At 62.4% G+C, this 16,158-nt stretch carries 18 protein-coding genes and 1 tRNA gene; 11 read left to right on the top strand and 8 right to left on the bottom strand.

Translation table 11 applies throughout. The features are described 5' to 3' along the window. Positions 1-16 precede the first annotated feature (16 nt). From hisG to DXY04_RS01590, 3 genes are read left to right on the top strand one after another with little or no spacing between them, the layout of a single operon-like run. Positions 17-667: an ATP phosphoribosyltransferase gene (gene hisG / locus DXY04_RS01600; protein ID WP_115160702.1), complete on the top strand. Its 651-nt coding sequence runs from the start codon at positions 17-19 to the stop codon at positions 665-667. Beyond that, the gene (locus tag DXY04_RS01595) at positions 667-2,445 is read left to right on the top strand and encodes an ABC transporter ATP-binding protein (protein WP_115160701.1); all 1,779 of its coding nucleotides are present in this window, start codon (positions 667-669) and stop codon (positions 2,443-2,445) included. Before hisG ends, DXY04_RS01595 begins: the two co-directional genes overlap by 1 nt. A 14-nt stretch (positions 2,446-2,459) precedes the next feature. Beyond that, on the top strand, positions 2,460-2,945 hold the full coding sequence (locus DXY04_RS01590; protein ID WP_115009240.1) for a GNAT family N-acetyltransferase: 486 nt from the start codon (positions 2,460-2,462) through the stop codon (positions 2,943-2,945). 9 nt (positions 2,946-2,954) lie between these two features. Here the strand turns inward: DXY04_RS01590 and DXY04_RS01585 are convergent, their stop codons facing one another. The 3 genes from DXY04_RS01585 to DXY04_RS01575 are packed head-to-tail and all read right to left on the bottom strand — an operon-like array spanning position 2,955 to position 5,402. Beyond that, complete coding sequence (locus DXY04_RS01585; protein WP_115160700.1) at positions 2,955-3,644, bottom strand: TIGR04283 family arsenosugar biosynthesis glycosyltransferase; 690 nt, start codon at positions 3,642-3,644, stop codon at positions 2,955-2,957. Further along, the gene (locus tag DXY04_RS01580; protein ID WP_115160699.1) at positions 3,632-4,273 is read right to left on the bottom strand and encodes a TIGR04282 family arsenosugar biosynthesis glycosyltransferase; all 642 of its coding nucleotides are present in this window, start codon (positions 4,271-4,273) and stop codon (positions 3,632-3,634) included. Before DXY04_RS01580 ends, DXY04_RS01585 begins: the two co-directional genes overlap by 13 nt. A gap of 1 nt (position 4,274) precedes the next feature. Continuing rightward, positions 4,275-5,402 carry a trypsin-like peptidase domain-containing protein gene (locus DXY04_RS01575; RefSeq protein WP_244278545.1) on the bottom strand — a complete coding sequence of 376 codons (1,128 nt, stop codon included), beginning with the start codon at positions 5,400-5,402 and terminating at the stop codon, positions 4,275-4,277. 83 nt (positions 5,403-5,485) lie between these two features. Between DXY04_RS01575 and dnaA the strand changes: the two genes are divergently transcribed. Next, on the top strand, positions 5,486-6,883 hold the full coding sequence (gene dnaA / locus DXY04_RS01570; RefSeq protein WP_115160728.1) for a chromosomal replication initiator protein DnaA: 1,398 nt from the start codon (positions 5,486-5,488) through the stop codon (positions 6,881-6,883). Here dnaA and DXY04_RS01565 read toward each other — a convergent pair whose 3' ends face one another. From DXY04_RS01565 to DXY04_RS01555, 3 genes are read right to left on the bottom strand one after another with little or no spacing between them, the layout of a single operon-like run. Continuing rightward, complete coding sequence (locus tag DXY04_RS01565) at positions 6,884-7,552, bottom strand: ParB-like protein (RefSeq protein WP_115160697.1); 669 nt, start codon at positions 7,550-7,552, stop codon at positions 6,884-6,886. It lies immediately after the preceding gene. A 23-nt stretch (positions 7,553-7,575) separates the two neighbouring features. Next, a complete protein-coding gene (locus DXY04_RS01560) occupies positions 7,576-8,808 on the bottom strand; it encodes a glutathione S-transferase family protein (protein ID WP_115160696.1) in 1,233 nt (410 codons plus the stop codon). After that, a complete protein-coding gene (locus DXY04_RS01555) occupies positions 8,783-9,028 on the bottom strand; it encodes a hypothetical protein (protein WP_115008818.1) in 246 nt (81 codons plus the stop codon). Before DXY04_RS01555 ends, DXY04_RS01560 begins: the two co-directional genes overlap by 26 nt. 115 nt (positions 9,029-9,143) lie before the next feature. On the opposite strand from DXY04_RS01555, the gene gorA reads away from it, so the two are divergent. Then, positions 9,144-10,502 (top strand): glutathione-disulfide reductase, encoded by a 1,359-nt coding sequence (gene gorA / locus DXY04_RS01550; protein ID WP_115160695.1) that lies wholly within the window; start codon positions 9,144-9,146, stop codon positions 10,500-10,502. Between the two features lie 99 nt (positions 10,503-10,601). Further along, a complete protein-coding gene (locus DXY04_RS01545) occupies positions 10,602-11,225 on the top strand; it encodes an alternative oxidase (protein ID WP_170951305.1) in 624 nt (207 codons plus the stop codon). Between the two features lie 8 nt (positions 11,226-11,233). Here the strand turns inward: DXY04_RS01545 and DXY04_RS01540 are convergent, their stop codons facing one another. Next, positions 11,234-12,334, bottom strand: a complete 1,101-nt coding sequence (locus tag DXY04_RS01540) for a calcium/sodium antiporter (RefSeq protein ID WP_115160693.1) — start codon at positions 12,332-12,334, stop codon at positions 11,234-11,236. 81 nt (positions 12,335-12,415) lie between these two features. Between DXY04_RS01540 and DXY04_RS01535 the strand changes: the two genes are divergently transcribed. The 3 genes from DXY04_RS01535 to DXY04_RS01525 are packed head-to-tail and all read left to right on the top strand — an operon-like array spanning position 12,416 to position 15,381. Then, the gene (locus DXY04_RS01535) at positions 12,416-14,065 is read left to right on the top strand and encodes a SulP family inorganic anion transporter (RefSeq protein ID WP_115160692.1); all 1,650 of its coding nucleotides are present in this window, start codon (positions 12,416-12,418) and stop codon (positions 14,063-14,065) included. Beyond that, positions 14,058-15,104 carry a dihydroorotase gene (pyrC, locus tag DXY04_RS01530; RefSeq protein ID WP_115160691.1) on the top strand — a complete coding sequence of 349 codons (1,047 nt, stop codon included), beginning with the start codon at positions 14,058-14,060 and terminating at the stop codon, positions 15,102-15,104. The genes DXY04_RS01535 and pyrC overlap by 8 nt, the downstream gene beginning before the upstream one ends. Then, complete coding sequence (locus DXY04_RS01525; RefSeq protein ID WP_025362365.1) at positions 15,079-15,381, top strand: thioredoxin family protein; 303 nt, start codon at positions 15,079-15,081, stop codon at positions 15,379-15,381. Before pyrC ends, DXY04_RS01525 begins: the two co-directional genes overlap by 26 nt. A gap of 7 nt (positions 15,382-15,388) precedes the next feature. On the opposite strand, the gene DXY04_RS01520 is transcribed toward DXY04_RS01525, so the two are convergent. Then, a tRNA-Leu gene (locus tag DXY04_RS01520) sits at positions 15,389-15,477 on the bottom strand. Between the two features lie 39 nt (positions 15,478-15,516). Here DXY04_RS01520 and DXY04_RS01515 point away from each other — a divergent pair. Beyond that, on the top strand, positions 15,517-15,768 hold the full coding sequence (locus DXY04_RS01515; RefSeq protein WP_115008824.1) for an NAD(P)H-quinone oxidoreductase subunit L: 252 nt from the start codon (positions 15,517-15,519) through the stop codon (positions 15,766-15,768). 1 nt (position 15,769) lies between these two features. Then, on the top strand, positions 15,770-16,126 hold the full coding sequence (locus DXY04_RS01510; protein WP_115008825.1) for a DUF3007 family protein: 357 nt from the start codon (positions 15,770-15,772) through the stop codon (positions 16,124-16,126). Positions 16,127-16,158: the final 32 nt, after the last annotated feature.

Genomic DNA, 16,158 nt, shown 5'->3' with positions numbered 1-16,158 from the left:
GGTCAGCGCTGGACCCATGATCACCGTCGCGTTGGCCAAAGGAGCGCTGCTCAAAGACTCGGTGGCCCGCTTTGAGGCGGCTGGTCTTGATTTCTCCGCTGTTCTGGACAAGAACAACCGCCAGTTGATGGTGCCCACCCCCTGCGGGCGCGCCCGGGCCCTGCTGGTTCGCAACGGCGATGTGCCCACCTACGTGGCCTATGGCCAGGCTCAGCTGGGGGTGGTGGGTTATGACGTGCTCAAGGAGCATCAACTCCCCGTTGCTCAACTGGTGGACCTGGGCTTTGGCGGCTGCCGCATGGCGGTGGCGGTTCAGGAGAGCAGTGGTTACACCCGGGCCGCTGATCTGCCCGCCCATTGCCGCGTCGCCAGCAAATTCACCCACTGCGCCCGGGAATATTTCGATGCCCTCGACCTTCCCGTTGAGTTGGTTCACCTCAATGGCTCCGTGGAGCTGGGGCCCATCACCGGAATGTCGGAAGCGATTGTCGACCTGGTGGCCACCGGTCGCACCCTGCGGGAGAACGGCCTGATCGCCATCGAAGACCTGTTCCACTCCACAGCTCGACTGGTGGGGCACCCCCTGTCGGTTCGCCTCGATCACGGCCCCTTGGCCTCCATCGTTGATGCGATCCGCGCCGCAACACCCGTCGGGAGCTCCAGCTGATGGGAGCCGTCGCCGACTGGCGCCGGGTCCGTCGCCTGGGTCGTTATCTCGTGCGGGATCGCCGGCGGCTGCTGGTGGCTCTGCTGTTGCTGCTGCCTTTGGCCTTTGCCGGAGCACTGCAACCCGTTCTGCTCGGTCAGGCCGTCAGCGTCCTGCGCGGAGAGCCCAGTCTTCCCTTCCTTTCGTGGATGAGCCTCTCTGCCTCGATCCGCGTGATCATCGGGCTCTATTTCGTTTCCGTGCTGCTGCGGCTCGGCCTGCAGGGGGTGCAGCAATTCAGCATCCTGGCCGTTGGACAACGGCTCACCGCGCGCATCCGCGACGACCTGTTTGAGCATGCGTTGTCGCTGTCCCTGCGGTTTCACGACCGCATGCCGGTGGGCAAGTTGCTCACACGGCTCACCAGCGATGTGGATGCCCTGGCTGAGGTGTTTGGCAGTGGTGCCGTGGGGGTGCTCAATGATCTGGTGAGCCTGCTGGTGCTGGCCTCAACGATGTTGTTCATCGAGTGGAGGCTGGGGCTGCTGCTGTTGTTCACGCAGGTGCCCGTCACCCTGGCCGTGCTTTGGCTGCAGCGCCGTTACCGCAAGGCCAACTACCGCGTGCGTGAGGAGCTCTCCCAGCTCAATGCCGATTTCCAGGAGAACCTCCAGGGCCTCGAGGTGGTTCAGATGTATGGCCGTGAAACGGTCAACAGCGCCCGTTTCCTGCGCACCGGCATGCACTACCGCAGCGCTGTGAACGGAACGATCTTTTTCGACAGCAGCATTTCAGCCTTCCTGGAATGGGTGGCTCTGGCCGCCATTGCCCTGGTTCTGGCCCTTGGCGGCTTGATGGTGACCAATGGCGCCATGGGTCTAGGCACCCTCACCACCTTCATCCTTGCCTCCCAACGCCTGTTCGATCCGCTGCGTCAGCTGGCGGAGCGTTTCACCCAGATCCAGGGTGGGCTGACGGCGGTCGAACGCATCGGTGAGTTGATGGAGGAGCCCCTCGAGATCGCTGAGGCCAAAGGGGTTCTCCCCCACGAGAGTGGCGGTGGCGGTGAGGTGATCTTCGAGAACGTGAGCTTTGCCTACCGGCCGGACGATCCGATCCTCCGCAACCTCTCCTTCCGCATCGCCCCCGGAGAACATGTCGCCCTGGTGGGCCCCACGGGTTCGGGTAAAAGCACGATCATCCGCCTGCTCTGCCGCCTGTATGAACCCCAGCAGGGACGCATCCTTCTGGATGGACGGGACATCCGCACGATCCCGATGGCGGATCTCCGGCGTGAGCTGGGCGTCGTGCTTCAAGACACGTTCCTGTTCAGCGGCAATGTGGCCGACAACCTTCGGCTCAATGCGTCGGTGAGCGATCGAGAGCTGGCTCAGGTCTGCGCTGAGCTTGGTCTCAACGAGCTGCTGGCCAATCTTCCCAACGGTCTGGAGACGGAGCTGCGCGAGCGGGGCGGCAACCTCTCTTCAGGCGAGCGCCAACTGCTGGCGGTGGCCCGGGTGGCGATCCGCAAGCCAACGGTGTTGGTGATGGATGAAGCCACCGCCTTCATGGACCCTTCAACGGAGGCGACGCTGCAGGCTGATCTCGATCGCCTGCTGCAAAAGCGCACCGCCATCGTCATTGCCCACCGCCTGGCCACGGTGGAAGCCTCGGACCGCATCCTTGTGCTGCGCCGCGGTGAACTGATTGAACAGGGAACCCATCGCGAGCTCAGGGCCCGTGGCGGGCTCTACGCCCAGCTGGCTGATCTGCAGGAGCGGGGGTTGGCGCGTCTGTGATCGCTCCTCTGCCCATGCCTGCTGATCCTCTGTTGGAGCAGTACGGCCAGGGGGCGCGTCTCTGCCCCTGCGCCAATGATCAGATCACATTGGTGTTCAGCCAGGAGTACCCCTTCGATCTGGTGGAACTCGAGCAATTGCTGGAAGCGGTGGGCTGGAGCCGCCGGCCGATTCGCCGGGTGCGTAAGGCCCTCAGCCACAGCCTTCTCAAAGTGGGTCTCTGGCGGCACGATCCACGGGTGCCTCGTTTGGTGGGGTTTGCGCGCTGCACCGGTGACGGTGTTTTCGAAGCCACCGTCTGGGACGTGGCCGTGCATCCCCTGTACCAGGGCAATGGTCTGGGCAAGCAGATGATGGCTTACATCCTCGAGGCCCTTGATCAGATGGGAACCGAGCGGGTCAGCCTGTTCGCCGATCCGGGTGTCGTCAGCTTCTATCAGGGCCAGGGCTGGGATCTCGAGCCCCAGGGCCATCGCTGTGCCTTCTGGTACGCCAACTGATCGGATCCTTCAGCGCCGGTAGAGCCGCCACAGCTGCTCCGTTGATCGCCCCTGCCGCCACAGCCAGCGCAGTCGGGCATTGCGCCAGGCTTGCACCAGCACGCTTCGCTTCTGCCAGCGCTCTGCGCTGGTGAGCAGGGCACAGTTCAGTGAACGGAGGGGAGCGACCTGGCTCAGGCGTTCCACCAGGTCTAGGTCTTCCATCAGCGCCAGAGGCCGGTAGCCGCCCACGCGCTCATACAGCTGGCGCTGAATCAACAGGCCCTGATCGCCGTAAGGGCGTTGCAGCCAACGGCTGCGCAGGTTCACCATCCGTTCCAGCAGCCACAGCATTGGCCGCCCATGCGCCTCCACCTTGAAGTCGAAGCACCAGGCGCTCAGGTGCGCCTCCGGCCTGTTCAGAATCGCTCCCACCTTCTGGTGCCAGGTGTCCGGCAGGCGGCTGTCCGCGTGCAGCACCAGCACCCAGGCATGGGAGCTGTGGCCAACGCCCCAGCGCAGCTGTGGACCCCGTCCGGCGCTGGGGCTGTCGAGCACGGTGGCGCCGGCCAGCTGAGCCACCGCCCGGGTGTGATCCCTGCTGCCGCCATCCGAGACGATCACCTGCAACTCCCCCGGCCATCGCTGCAGATCCGCCAGCAGCAGCGGCAGCCTGCTGGCTTCCTCCAGGGTTGGAATCACAACGCTCAGCCCTGCCATGGCATCAGATCGCTCCAGTGATCCAGATCATTCCGTTGGGGCACGAGGGCCGATGAGAGCTGCTGCCTGCGCGCCGCTTCCAGCGTTGCCTCCAGCACGCTGGGGCCGCCCCAGGGAATGCCGATCAGTGGCCAGTGCTGCGGGCTGCGGATCAGGGATGCGCCGATCCCCAGCAGCCAGTAGCCCCCATCGGAGGCTGGCCCCAGCACCAGGTCATGCTGCTTCAACCGCTCAACGGCCTGCCTCAAGTCATCGGGATTGAGTTCGGGCAGATCCGTGCCGATCACGAGGCAGGGTCTGTTCTGGCGATGGCCGTGCATCAATTGCCGTCGCAATCGGGTGCCGAGTTGCCCCTTTCCCTGCAGCCGCACCTGCTTAAGCCCCAGCTGTTGCCCCCAGCGAGTGGCCGCACGGGTGCCGAGTCCGCTCACCGCCAGCACCGGCTCGATCTCCATGGCGGCGGCGAGGCCCCGCACCACCGCTGCGGTGTGCTGCGTGAGCCGCCGTTGGATCCTTGTGGCGCGTTCGCTGCTGTTGGCCAAGCCCAGCTCATGGATGAGATCGCGGCTCAAGCGGCGTTTGCATCGGCCCGGTGATGGCCAGCGGGCCATCACAACGATCTGCACCATCTCAGTTGTTGAGGGGCAGTTCCCGCGGGCGCACCTGCACGATCAGCTTTTTCCCATTGCGTTGAAGGGTGAGCTGCATCGGTTCCCCCACTTGGCCGCGGTCCACGGCGAGTTGCACTTCGGTGGGGGTTTGCACGGGGTTGTTCTCCACCTTGAGGATCAGATCGCACTGGCGGATGCCGGCAGCAGCGGCCGGTGTGCCTTTCACCACCTCCTTCACCAACACGCCATTCAGCTCGGGCACCGTGCAGGCGCTGTTGGTGGCGTTGATTTCCCGCGCCAGCTGCGGCGTGAGGTTCATCAGCTGCACGCCGATGAAGGGATGGGATGCCTGGCCGGTGCTGACGATCTGTTGCGCGATCCGCTTGGCCAGGTTGATCGGAACCGCAAAACTCAAGCCGCCACCTGGGGCCGTGCGGATCGCTGTGTTGATGCCGATCACCTGACCGGCGGCATTGATCAACGGGCCGCCGCTGTTGCCGGGGTTCACCGCTGCATCGGTCTGGATGTAGGGAACCCGCTGGCCGTCACCGATCGCATTGAGGCGGCCGACGGCGCTGATGATGCCGGCTGTCACGGTGTTGTTCAGGCCGAAGGGATTGCCGATGGCAATGGCCCATTCCCCCGGCTTGAGCTGGTCGGAGTTGCCCAGGGCCGCCACCGGCAGGTTGTCGGCCACCACTTTCACCACCGCCACGTCGGTGAGGGGGTCGGTCCCGAGAACCTTGCCCTTGAAATTGCGTCCGTCCGGCAGGGTTACCGTCACCTGATCGGCACCACGCACCACGTGCTCATTGGTGAAGATCAGGCCGCTGGCCCGGGTGATGAAGCCGGAGCCCTGGCCCTGCTGCCGCTGGCTGGAGGGACCCATCCCAAAAATCCCTCCGAAGGGGTTGGAGATCTCCTTCACCACATCGATGCGCACCACCGCCGGACCGACGCGATCCACCGCCTTCACGATCACGTTGTCCCCCGGTTGCAGAGGCGCGCTGCGGGGTTGATCGTGCACCACCGGTGGCGCCGTCATCGGTGGCTTGGGGGTCAGACCCAGCTGGTCTCTCACCAGGCTGCAACCGGAGAGTGCGCTCCCGGCCAGGGCGATGGCGAGCCAATGCTGGGCGTTGGGCATCACGACGAGTTGTGTGCTGATGCATTTAAGACGGCCTGAGCGGATCGGCATGCGTAGATTCAGCGCTCGGGCGATGGGTGGTTTTGGCGCAGACGGGCGAAGAGCTCTGGATCAAGGTGCGGGATGGGTTGCAGGCGAAGCTGAGCAAGCCCACCTTCGAGACCTTCATTCGCCCCACGGGTTGCAGCGGCTTTGCCAATGGAGAGCTGAAGCTTCTGGCCCCGAATCCTTTTGCCAGCGTTCGTCTGCGGGAGCAGCTGCTGCCCACGATCGCCGAGATGGCCAGCAGCATCAGCGGTCAGCCCGTTCAGGTGACGGTGCTGGCGGAAACCGCCTTGCCGCTGCCGGATGCCACCGATGAGGCCTCAGCCGCTGCAGATGCGGCGCCGCCTCCAGCGGCCCAGGAGTCGGCATCGGCTCCAGCGCGGAACGGCTCCCCACGCCGCTACCTGCCCGGGCTCAATCCCCGCTACGTGTTCGGCCGTTTTGTGGTCGGCCCCAACAGCCGGATGGCCCATGCGGCGGCTTTGGCTGTGGCCGAAGCACCGGGCCGGGAGTTCAACCCCCTGTTCATCTGCGGCGGTGTGGGCCTGGGCAAAACCCACCTGATGCAAGCCATTGGCCATTACCGGCTGGAAATCGACCCCGGGGCTCGGGTGGCCTATGTCTCCACCGAAACCTTCACCAATGACCTGATCCAGGCCATCCGCAAGGACGGCATGCAGGCCTTCCGCGATCGCTACCGCGCCGCCGATCTGATCCTGGTGGACGATATTCAATTCATCGAGGGCAAGGAGTACACCCAGGAGGAGTTCTTCCACACCTTCAATGCCCTGCATGAGGCAGGCCGTCAGGTGGTGATCGCTAGTGATCGTCCCCCCAGCCAGATTCCCCGGTTGCAGCAGCGCCTGATCTCCCGGTTCCAGATGGGCCTGATCGCAGACATTCAGTCGCCTGACCTGGAGACACGCATGGCGATTCTTCAGAAGAAAGCGGAGCAGGAGCGCATGTCGCTGCCCCGTGATCTGATCCAGTACATCGCCGGTCGCTTCACCTCGAACATCCGCGAGTTGGAAGGGGCCCTGACCCGGGCTGTGGCCTTCGCTTCCATCACGGGGCTGCCGATGACCGTGGAATCCGTGGCACCGATGCTCGACCCCACAGGGCAGGGGGTGGAGGTCACGCCGCAACAGGTGATCGACAAGGTGTCTGAGGTGTTTGATGTCACGGCCGAGGAGATGTGCAGCAGCACCCGTCGCCGCGCCGTGAGCCAGGCCCGTCAGGTGGGGATGTACCTCATGCGCCAGGGCACCGACCTCAGCCTGCCGAGGATCGGCGACAACTTCGGCGGAAAAGACCACACCACGGTGATGTATGCGATCGAGCAGGTGGAGAAGAAACTGGCCTCCGACCCCCAGCTCGCCGGTCAGGTGCAGAAGGTGAAGGATCTGCTGCAGATCGATTCCCGCAAGAAGCGCTGATCAGCGGCAGGCTTTCTTGTCACCTTTCCAGCCCGGCATGTCTTGAGCAGCGGCTGAGCACACCAGCTGGCGGGCTGCTGCGAGTGCCGGCTCCAGGCGCCTGGAGCTGAAGGGGGGCAGGGGCCGGCTGCGCAGCCAGGCACCCCAACGAAACTCGTGATACGGGATCAGGGGCTGAGGCTTGATCCACCCCTCCTGCTTCAGCTTCCACACGAGGCTCCTGTAGGGATCGTCGTCCAGTCCCAGCAGGCTCGTGGGCAGCTGCTCGGCCGGACGCGGGCCGTTGCCTCGTCCGTCGTAGAGGTAGAGCCAGCCCTGGTTGTGCAGATAGGCCAGCACAGCGTTTCGGTCGGCGGTTGGCAGCTCCTCCACCACGTAACCCCAGGTGGTGGCACCAGGATCAATGCCGATCAGGCCTCGCAGCCGGTGGTGCCGGTCCAGCATCCACATGGCGCCATCGGCAGATCGGATCAATGGGACCGGTTTGCCGCGCAGGTAGTCAAGACGCTGCTGACGGGTGTCCTGGGCGAAATCCTTCTCGCGCGACCAGATCTCCGCCAGTCCCACACACCACTGGGTCGGCTGCAGCTGCGCCGCTGACACCTCAATCAGATCGGTCCCCCGATCGGGGGCGGGGATCGGTTGGTAAGCGGGCAGCCGCAGGGGCACGACTCAGCGTTGGCGCCCCCGCACTATGACCCAATTAAAAAGGGTCGGGGATCCTGATCAAAGCGATCCCTCACCGGCAAGGGCTTGGCCTGCTCAGGGCCATCCAGCTGGGCGGTGGCTTCAAGGGCTTGACGCAGCAGTCGAGCAGCCGGGAGCGGCATATCCCTTGGTACCGAAATGCGATCGCGCAGATAGCGCAGCCCGGTGGCACTCCCCGCTGGAGGCGGGCAGGGTGTGTTGCGAACCAACCGGGTGAGGGCACAGCGCAGGGGCTGGTCAAAGGCTGCAGCACCCATGGGGTTCACCTCGCGCAGCCGTTGCTGGTGACGCAGCACCCGGCTCAGGGCGATGACGGCCTGATCGGCTTGATGGTCCACATCCCAGCAGGCTTCGTCCTCGCCGAGGCCATCGCCTCGGTCGATCCGTTCGGCCAGGCGCTTCGCTTCCGCTCCATCGTCGGGCCAGCAGCCGCCCATCTGGGGCGGCAGGTCATGGGCATGGGTGTGGAAGTCGCTTTGGGTGCCGCGGTAGGTCTCTAGTTGCTCCAGGGCACGGAACCAGCGGTCAATGGCTGGATGCTCAGCCCTCAGCCGGTATCCCTTGTAGTAAGCCAGCGAGGCATTCATCCGTTCCACGTAGGGAACGAAGATCAGATCCACGGTCTGCGGCTCCGGGCCCCGTAGCCACGGTCCTTCCTCCCGGTTCAGCTCCCGTTCGAAGCGCCGGGCGATGTCTTGAAACTGCTCTCGGGCCAGAACCTGTTGCCTCGGACTCAGCCGTGGTGAACACAGCCAGATGCACCAGGCCTGAAACAGCAGCCGTTCAAGACGGCGCAGCTCCAGAGCTTCCGCCGCTGTCATCGCCATGCCCAGGGGCCCGAACTGCTGTTCGAGGGCCAGCAGGATGTCGTCGCTTTCGGTGATCAGCCGCCCGTTGAGCTCCAGGGCCGGCAACATCCCTGAGGGCACTTTCTCCAGGAACCACGGCTCCTTCGGGCCGTAGCAGCGCATGGTGACTTTGCGGATCCGGTAGGGGATGCGCTTGAACTCCAGCCAGAGCCAGATTTTTTGGCAGTAGGGGCACCAGGCGTGGTGGTCGCGGTACAGCGTGACCATCACGTTGGATTCAGGCTGCCCGAACAGGCGCAACGTGGCCTGGGCACTAGTCGGCCCTTCAATCCGATTCGGTTCCGGCATCGCCAGGCTGGCCAGCTCCGACCAGCTCAGGGGTTCAGCTGATTCCGATGAAAGGGGCATGCAGGATCGGCTCAAGCGTTGCCCGTCCATAGGACTGCCAGTCGCCCAGTTCGTGCATCAGCGCCAGACAGTCCTGCTGGCGGCCCTGATCAGCCAACTGCTTCAGCCGCAGTTTCATGTCGTCGCTGGTGATCATCATCACGATCTCGCGGCGTTGCGATCGTTTGAGGCGGAGCTCAGGTTCAGGCGGCTGCCTGCGGCGCTTGGAAGAACGGTTCATGGTTTAAGGACGCGGTTGAAATCCGACCGACTCGTCTTGGGCCTTTATGGCCTCCTTCCCCGGACCATAACGCCATCTTTACGATGACGCCCGTCGTCTCGAGCACCCTTCTGTTATGGGCGCTGATCTGGATCTGGTTGTGCTCGGAGCAGGCTCCGGTGGTCTGGCCGCTGCGAAACGCGCGGCCCGTCATGGAGCCCGCGTTGCCATCGTGGAGGGTGATCGCGTCGGCGGCACCTGCGTGATCCGCGGCTGTGTTCCCAAGAAGCTTTTGGTGTACGGCGCCCAGGCCCGCCATCAATTGGCGGATGCCTCGGCCTACGGCCTTGAGATCGGTTCGGTGCGTTCGGATGTGCCTGATCTCCTGCGTCGGGTGCGCGCCGAGGTGGATCGGCTCAATGCCCTCCATCTCGGATTTCTGGAGAAGGCCGGCGTTCAGTTGATCTCCGGTTGGGGACGCTTCACGGCAGCAGATCGCATTGGCATTTCCGATCAACGCGGTGGGCCCGTGCGAGAGGAACTCTCGGCCCCGCGCTTTCTGGTGGCGGTTGGTGGCCGGCCGGCCCGGCCGGAGATCCCTGGGGTTGAACACACCTGGGTCAGCGACGACATGTTCCTTCTGGAGGATGTCCCCTCAGCCGTGGTCGTGGTGGGCGCAGGCTTCATTGCCTGCGAGTTTGCCTGCATCCTGCGGGGCCTTGGTGTTGCGGTCACCCAGGTGGTGCGTGGTCCGCGCTTGTTGCGCGGTTTTGATGCTGAGTTGGCCGATGCCGTGCTGGGTGGCATGCGTGAGCAGGGCATCGAGGTGCTGTTGGAGCAAACGGTGGTGGCCGTGGAGGGAGAGTTCGGGGCGCTGACGGCGCGGCTGGGCAATGGTGAGTCTTTGGCTTGCGGCGGTGTGTTGATGGCCACCGGGCGTCGCCCCTGGCTTGCGGATCTTGGGCTGGATGCTGCCGGCGTATCGACCGAGAACGGCCGCATCAGGGTCGATGCCAACTCTTGCACCTCGGTTCCCCACATCCATGCCGTCGGTGATGTCACCGATCGGGTCAACCTCACGCCTGTGGCCATTGATGAAGGTCGTGCCTTCGCCGACAGCGTCTTCGGGTCGCGTCAGCGGCAGGTGAACCACGACCTGGTGGCCAGTGCCGTGTTCAGCGATCCAGAGCTGGCGACCGTGGGCCTATCGGAAGAACAGGCCATCGAACGCCGTGGCGTGGATGGTGTTGTTGTGCATCGCGCCCGCTTCCGATCCATGGCGCGGGCCCTGCCCGCCTCCGGTCCCCGTTGTCTGCTCAAGTTGGTGGTGGAGAAGGCCACCGATCGGGTGTTGGGCTGCCACATGGTGGGCGAGCATGCCGCGGAGATCATTCAGATGGCGGCGATTGCCGTGGGGATGGGCGCCACCAAGGCCGATTTCGATCGCACCATGGCACTGCACCCCTCTGTTTCAGAGGAGTTTGTGACGATGTAGTGATCCGGCAATCCTTTCGACAGTATGAAAGGTGCAAGACAATGCATATATGGCGAACTAGACTACGTTTAGATCGATATATATGACGTGGAATCATTCATGCAGACTCGAGGTCATAAGGCTGATTTTGCTCATTTTTTGATTGAATCAGGGGAGCAGTTGCTCAGCCTTTTTTGGCCTGCAGCTGACGCTCGCAGGGCAGCATCTTTAGAGATTATTGCTCGCACGGCCTATACAGCTGAGGAAAGTGCTTGTCATTACCTTGAGACGATTGGCCTCGATCAGAGCGGTGCTATTCGTAAAACTCTGGAGCTGGCACGTCGGCAGGATAGTAATGAGCAGACGCATGAAGACATTTTTTCTCGTGATCTTGGTGGATTGTCTTTATGGGTAGATCGCTTTGTGGCAAGGCATGTAGCTGTCCTTGTTTATTGGGTATTTGCTTTTACTACCTTGTTGGATCACGAGTTGGCCTCTTTGCTTGGAGAAGCTGTTGAGGCCGAAGCTGTCAAAACTTACCGGCGCATGCTTCTGGAGCAGCCAGAAGCATGGTTGCAGCAGCCCGTAACTCCCATTGCAACAGCCTATTGGAGAAAAGAGGGAAATATGTGGGCTGCCCGTGATGAATGTGAGCCAAAAACTCTTCGAGATGTAATCGAATTAATTGCCAGAGATGAGTTGGACCACGTGGCTGCTAATAGCCAAAAGGCAATCGCTTTTTAGTCATTGATTTAAGTGGTTGGACTGTTCTGGTTGTCCCGCCAATAAAAAACTGCCTGGGTGAAAATCACAATCATCACGATTGGAATTACAGCGCAAAGCATCACAAGGCGAAATTCATCGGCCCAGGTGGCCATAGCCGTTCGGGGCAAAACATTGTCGACCAGATACAGAACATAGAGGCCGAGAAGTAGCCCTCCTTCCAAGCGGGATATTCGACCTTTCGTCCAAAAAATTGGCATACAGGCCAGGCTGGTGAGCAGCATTACCGGCAAGTCGTCCTGAATCAGTTCCGGGCTGACTTCAAGTCCGTTGCCAGCTGCCGCTATGGCTCCGCCGCCCAGCACCAGCATCAGGTTCAACAGGCAGCTGCCCACCACGTTGCCGATCGCCAGATCGGTGCGCCCGCGCAGGGCTGCCACCAGGGACGTGATCAATTCGGGCATCGACGTTCCGGCTGAAACGATTGTCAGACCGATCACTGCCTCACTAACCCCCAGAAGGGTTGCGGCGCTGACCGCGCCATTCACCAGAACCCTGGATCCGATCGAGAGAACGCTGATGCCGGCAATCAATCGCACCGAAGCTGGGATCAATCCACCTTTGTTTGCTTCGTCACTGATTTCGGGTTCAGCGCTGCCGCTGTCGTCCGGTTCTTCACGGGCGGTGCGGATCTCCCAGATGGTGTTGATCACCAGCCCCAACAGCAAGGCCAGGCCCGCTTGCCAGGTCACCCGTCCTGCGGAGGCCATGCCCCAGACCGCCGCCGAGATGGCAATCATCAGAGGCACATCTCGCCTCACCAGGCGGCTTTCAACCCGCAGCGGCAGCACAAGGGCGCTGCTGCCCAGCACCACCATCACGTTGAAGATGTTGCTGCCCACCACATTGCTCACTGCGAGGGCGTCAGCTCCCTGCAGCACCGAACTCAGACTCACGAACAGTTCCGGGGCGCTGGTGCCCAGCGACACCACCGTGAGGCCGATCACGAGCTGGGGAATGCCGAAGATCACCGCCATGGCGACGGACCCCTGAACGAACAGTTCCCCGCCACCGAACAGCAGTCCGATGCCCAGGAGCACTTGGATCGAGGCCTGCAGAAATTCAGGCATGGGGCGAGCTCAGCTGTACGGGGATTCTGCTTTGAAGCGAATCAACCTAAGGTCACTCACCTGGGTAATAGATAAGAAACCTTGTTGAACCGGATCAGCACCAGCAACCTCCGGGGTGACGCCTTTGGTGGCGTGACCGCCGCGGTGATTGCTCTGCCGATGGCCCTGGCATTCGGGGTCGCCGCAACGGGTGACCCTGCCCCTGGGCTTTGGGGCGCCGTGATCATCGGCTTGGTGGCGTCTCTCTTCGGCGGAACGCCCACCTTGATCTCTGAACCCACCGGTCCCATGACCGTGGTGTTCACGTCAGTGATCCTGAGCTTCACCGCCACAGCTCCGGACAAGGAAACGGCCATGGCCATGGCCTTCACCGTGGTCATCCTGGCGGGTCTGTTTCAGATCCTTTTTGGCGTCTTCCGTCTGGGTCGATACGTCACCCAGATGCCTTACACCGTGATCTCTGGCTTCATGTCGGGGATTGGAGCCATCCTGGTGATTCTCCAGCTGCCCGCTTTCCTGGGGCAGACCGCATCGGGCGGGGTGATGGGAACCCTGTCGAACCTGCCGGGTTTGATTGCCGGAATTCAGCCGATGGAGCTGGCGCTGGCGTTGATCACCGTTGCGATCCTCTGGTTCACCCCAGCCAGCCTGAAGCGTTTCTGCCCGCCGCAGCTGCTGGCGCTGGTGCTGGGAACGGTGCTGTCGATGACCCTGTTCCACGACGCCGGTCTCAAGACCATTCCTCCGTTCAATGCTGAGCTCCCCAGCCTGCATGTGCCCACCTTTTCGGGCGGACAGCTGCGTTTGATGTTCGTGGATGCCGCAGTGCTGGGCATGCTCGGCTGCATCGATGCGCTGCTCACCTCCGTTGTGGCTGACAGCCTCACCCGCACGGAGCACAACTCCAACAAGGAATTGGTGGGTCAGGGACTTGCCAACATCGCGTCGGGCGTCTTTGGCGGACTGCCTGGGGCGGGAGCCACGATGGGCACCGTCGTGAACATTCAGGCCGGCGGACGTTCAGCCCTGTCGGGCATTGTCCGTGCGCTGATTCTGATGGTGGTCGTTCTGGCTGCCGCGCCCCTTGCGTCCACGATTCCCCTCGCTGTGCTGGCGGGCATCGCCCTGAAGGTGGGCATCGACATCATCGATTGGGATTTCCTCCAACGGGCCCACCACCTCTCGGTGAAAGCTGCGGTGATCACCTACGGCGTGATTGCGCTCACGGTGCTGGTGGATCTCATCACTGCAGTGGGCATCGGAGTTTTCGTGGCCAACGTGCTCACCATTGATCGGATGAGCGCGTTGCAGTCCAGAAAAGTGAAAACGATCAGCACCGCCGATGACGATGTGGAGCTGACCGATGAAGAGCAGGTGTTGCTCGATCAGGCCTCCGGCAAGGTTCTGTTGTTCCAGCTCGCTGGGCCGATGATCTTCGGCGTGGCCAAGGCCATCTCGCGTGAGCACAACGCCATCGGCAATTGTCAGGCGGTGGTCTTCGACCTCTCCGAGGTGTCCCACCTGGGGGTCACCGCAGCGATCGCCCTCGAGAATGCCGTCAAGGAAGCGATTGAAGAGAGTCGTCAGGTGTTCCTGGTCGGTGCAACGGGCAGCACGGAGAAGCGCCTGCAGAAGCTGAAGCTGTTGGATCGGCTCCCCCAAAGCCACATCACTGGCGATCGCCTCGATGCCTTGCGCCTAGCCGTGAACGGTCTGCAGCTGAATGTCTGATCAGATCTCGATCATCGCCCCAGATGATTGGCACGTGCATCTCCGCGACGGGGAGATGCTCAACCAGGTTGTGGCCCATACCGCCCGCCGTTTTCAGCGGGCCATCGTGATGCCCAACCTGCGTCCCCCGGTGACCACGGTGGCTGCTGCACGGGCATACCGCGACCGTATCCATGCGGCGTGCCCCGTTGATCTGGAGTTCACGCCCCTGATGACGGCGTACCTCACGGATTCGATCGCTCCTGCCGAGTTGGAGACAGGATTTCGAGAGGGCGTTTTTGCTGCCGCCAAGCTTTATCCCGCCAACGCCACCACCAATTCCGCCGCAGGGGTGACGGATCTGCTGCAGATCGATCCCGTGCTGGAAACGATGGCCCGGATCGGCATGCCCTTGCTGATCCATGGTGAAGTCACGGACAGCGAGATCGATATCTTCGACCGAGAGGCGGTGTTCATCGAACGCCATCTGGCACCACTGCGGGACCGCCATCCCGAGCTGAAGGTTGTGTTCGAGCACATCACCACAGAGCAAGCGGTGCAATACGTCAGCTCAGCGGATCGTCATCTCGCCGCCACCATCACCCCCCACCATCTGCACATCAACCGCAACGCGATGTTTGCCGGCGGGTTGCGCAGTGATTTTTATTGCCTCCCCGTGGCCAAGCGGGAATGTCACCGTCAGGCCCTGCGCCGGGCGGCCACCAGCGGTGACCCACGCTTCTTTCTCGGCACCGACACGGCACCGCACGAACGGGCATCCAAGGAAAGTGCCTGCGGATGCGCCGGCATCTTCAATGCGCCCTTCGCCCTGGAGAGCTACGCCCAGGTTTTTGATGAGGAGGGCGCCCTGGAGCATCTCGAGGCCTTCACCAGCCTGAATGGGCCGGCCTTCTACAACCGTCCAGCCAACACGCGTCGCATCACGTTGCAACGCCGTGACCATCTCGTGCCGGAACTTGTGAATGGACTGGTTCCTTTCCATGCTGGAGAGATCCTGTCCTGGGCCGTTGCCGATGCACCTGATCAAGTTCAGCTCTGAAGACTGCGGCACCTGTCACCGCATGAGTCACTACGACGGCAAGGTGGCCGAGGAACTCGGCTGCAGCTTCATCTCCGTGATGCTGCAGGACACGGAGATGTATCGGAAATACCGGAAGATCCTGCTCAAGCAGTACCCCAACAAGGAGGGGATGGGTTGGCCCACCTACCTCCTGGTGAACGATCCCGATGGAGATTTTTCGATCGAGGGAGAACTGAAGGGCGGCATGCCCAAGGGAGATTTCCGCACCAAGCTGGCTGAGTTGTTGCCATCTTGAGCTCAGGTGGTGGGGGCAGGGGGACTTGAACCCCCACAGGCCTTACGGCCCAAGCGATTTTAAGTCGCGTGCGTCTACCGATTCCGCCATGCCCCCGCCCGGACATCTTAGATTTCCCCCAGATGTCCTCAGGCCTTGGACCTTTCGTCCCTGCTTTCTCAAGTCCCACAGGACACGTTGTTGGTTCTGTTGGCCTACACCGTTCTGGGCGGCCTGTATCTCGTTGTGGTTCCCCTCGCCCTGTACGCGTGGATGAACCAGCGTTGGCATCGCATGGGCAAGCTGGAGCGTCTGGGGATCTATGGCCTGGTCTTCCTCTTTTTCCCGGGGATGATTCTGTTTGCCCCCTTCCTCAATTTCCGGCTGAGCGGGCAAGGAGACGTCTGAATTGACGCGTGGCAAGGTTCTTCTGATCGGACTTGCAGTCCTCCTGCTGGGCGGGCTTGGGCAAGTCGGCTTTCAGGCTGCAGGCTTTGAGGGGTTTTCGGCAGGGATTGCTGCGGAGGCCCTGCTGGTTGTGATTGTGGTGGTGTGGACAAGCTCTTACCTGTTCCGTGTGGTCACCGGCCAGATGACCTACATGGACCAGCGGCGTCGCTACCGCGAGGTTTACGACAAACAGGAAGCTGAAGCGCTTCAAGCCCGTTTTGATGCTCTCCCCGAGGAGGAGCAACAGGCGCTGTTGCGCAAGATTGGAGCGGATGCCTCGGTTCCCGCGGACGGCGATGCCCCCGTCGACTCATAGGCTTTCGAAGTTTGTTCCTGGTCGGTTGACCG

The organism is Synechococcus sp. UW86, assembly GCF_900474085.1.
Lineage (GTDB): Bacteria > Cyanobacteriota > Cyanobacteriia > PCC-6307 > Cyanobiaceae > Parasynechococcus.
Note: the sequence above shows the minus strand (reverse complement) of the source record. Positions and strands in the feature narration are given on the sequence as shown.

Coding starts and splice junctions, on each gene's coding strand:
- hisG (WP_115160702.1), top strand. CDS start 17: ATGATCACCGTCGCGTTGGCCAAAGGAGCGCTGCTCAAAGACTCGGTG.
- DXY04_RS01595 (WP_115160701.1), top strand. CDS start 667: ATGGGAGCCGTCGCCGACTGGCGCCGGGTCCGTCGCCTGGGTCGTTAT.
- DXY04_RS01590 (WP_115009240.1), top strand. CDS start 2,460: ATGCCTGCTGATCCTCTGTTGGAGCAGTACGGCCAGGGGGCGCGTCTC.
- DXY04_RS01585 (WP_115160700.1), bottom strand. CDS start 3,644: ATGGCAGGGCTGAGCGTTGTGATTCCAACCCTGGAGGAAGCCAGCAGG.
- DXY04_RS01580 (WP_115160699.1), bottom strand. CDS start 4,273: ATGGTGCAGATCGTTGTGATGGCCCGCTGGCCATCACCGGGCCGATGC.
- DXY04_RS01575 (WP_244278545.1), bottom strand. CDS start 5,402: ATGCCCAACGCCCAGCATTGGCTCGCCATCGCCCTGGCCGGGAGCGCA.
- DXY04_RS01560 (WP_115160696.1), bottom strand. CDS start 8,808: ATGCCCCTTTCATCGGAATCAGCTGAACCCCTGAGCTGGTCGGAGCTG.
- DXY04_RS01555 (WP_115008818.1), bottom strand. CDS start 9,028: ATGAACCGTTCTTCCAAGCGCCGCAGGCAGCCGCCTGAACCTGAGCTC.
- gorA (WP_115160695.1), top strand. CDS start 9,144: ATGGGCGCTGATCTGGATCTGGTTGTGCTCGGAGCAGGCTCCGGTGGT.
- DXY04_RS01545 (WP_170951305.1), top strand. CDS start 10,602: ATGCAGACTCGAGGTCATAAGGCTGATTTTGCTCATTTTTTGATTGAA.
- DXY04_RS01540 (WP_115160693.1), bottom strand. CDS start 12,334: ATGCCTGAATTTCTGCAGGCCTCGATCCAAGTGCTCCTGGGCATCGGA.
- pyrC (WP_115160691.1), top strand. CDS start 14,058: ATGTCTGATCAGATCTCGATCATCGCCCCAGATGATTGGCACGTGCAT.
- DXY04_RS01525 (WP_025362365.1), top strand. CDS start 15,079: ATGCACCTGATCAAGTTCAGCTCTGAAGACTGCGGCACCTGTCACCGC.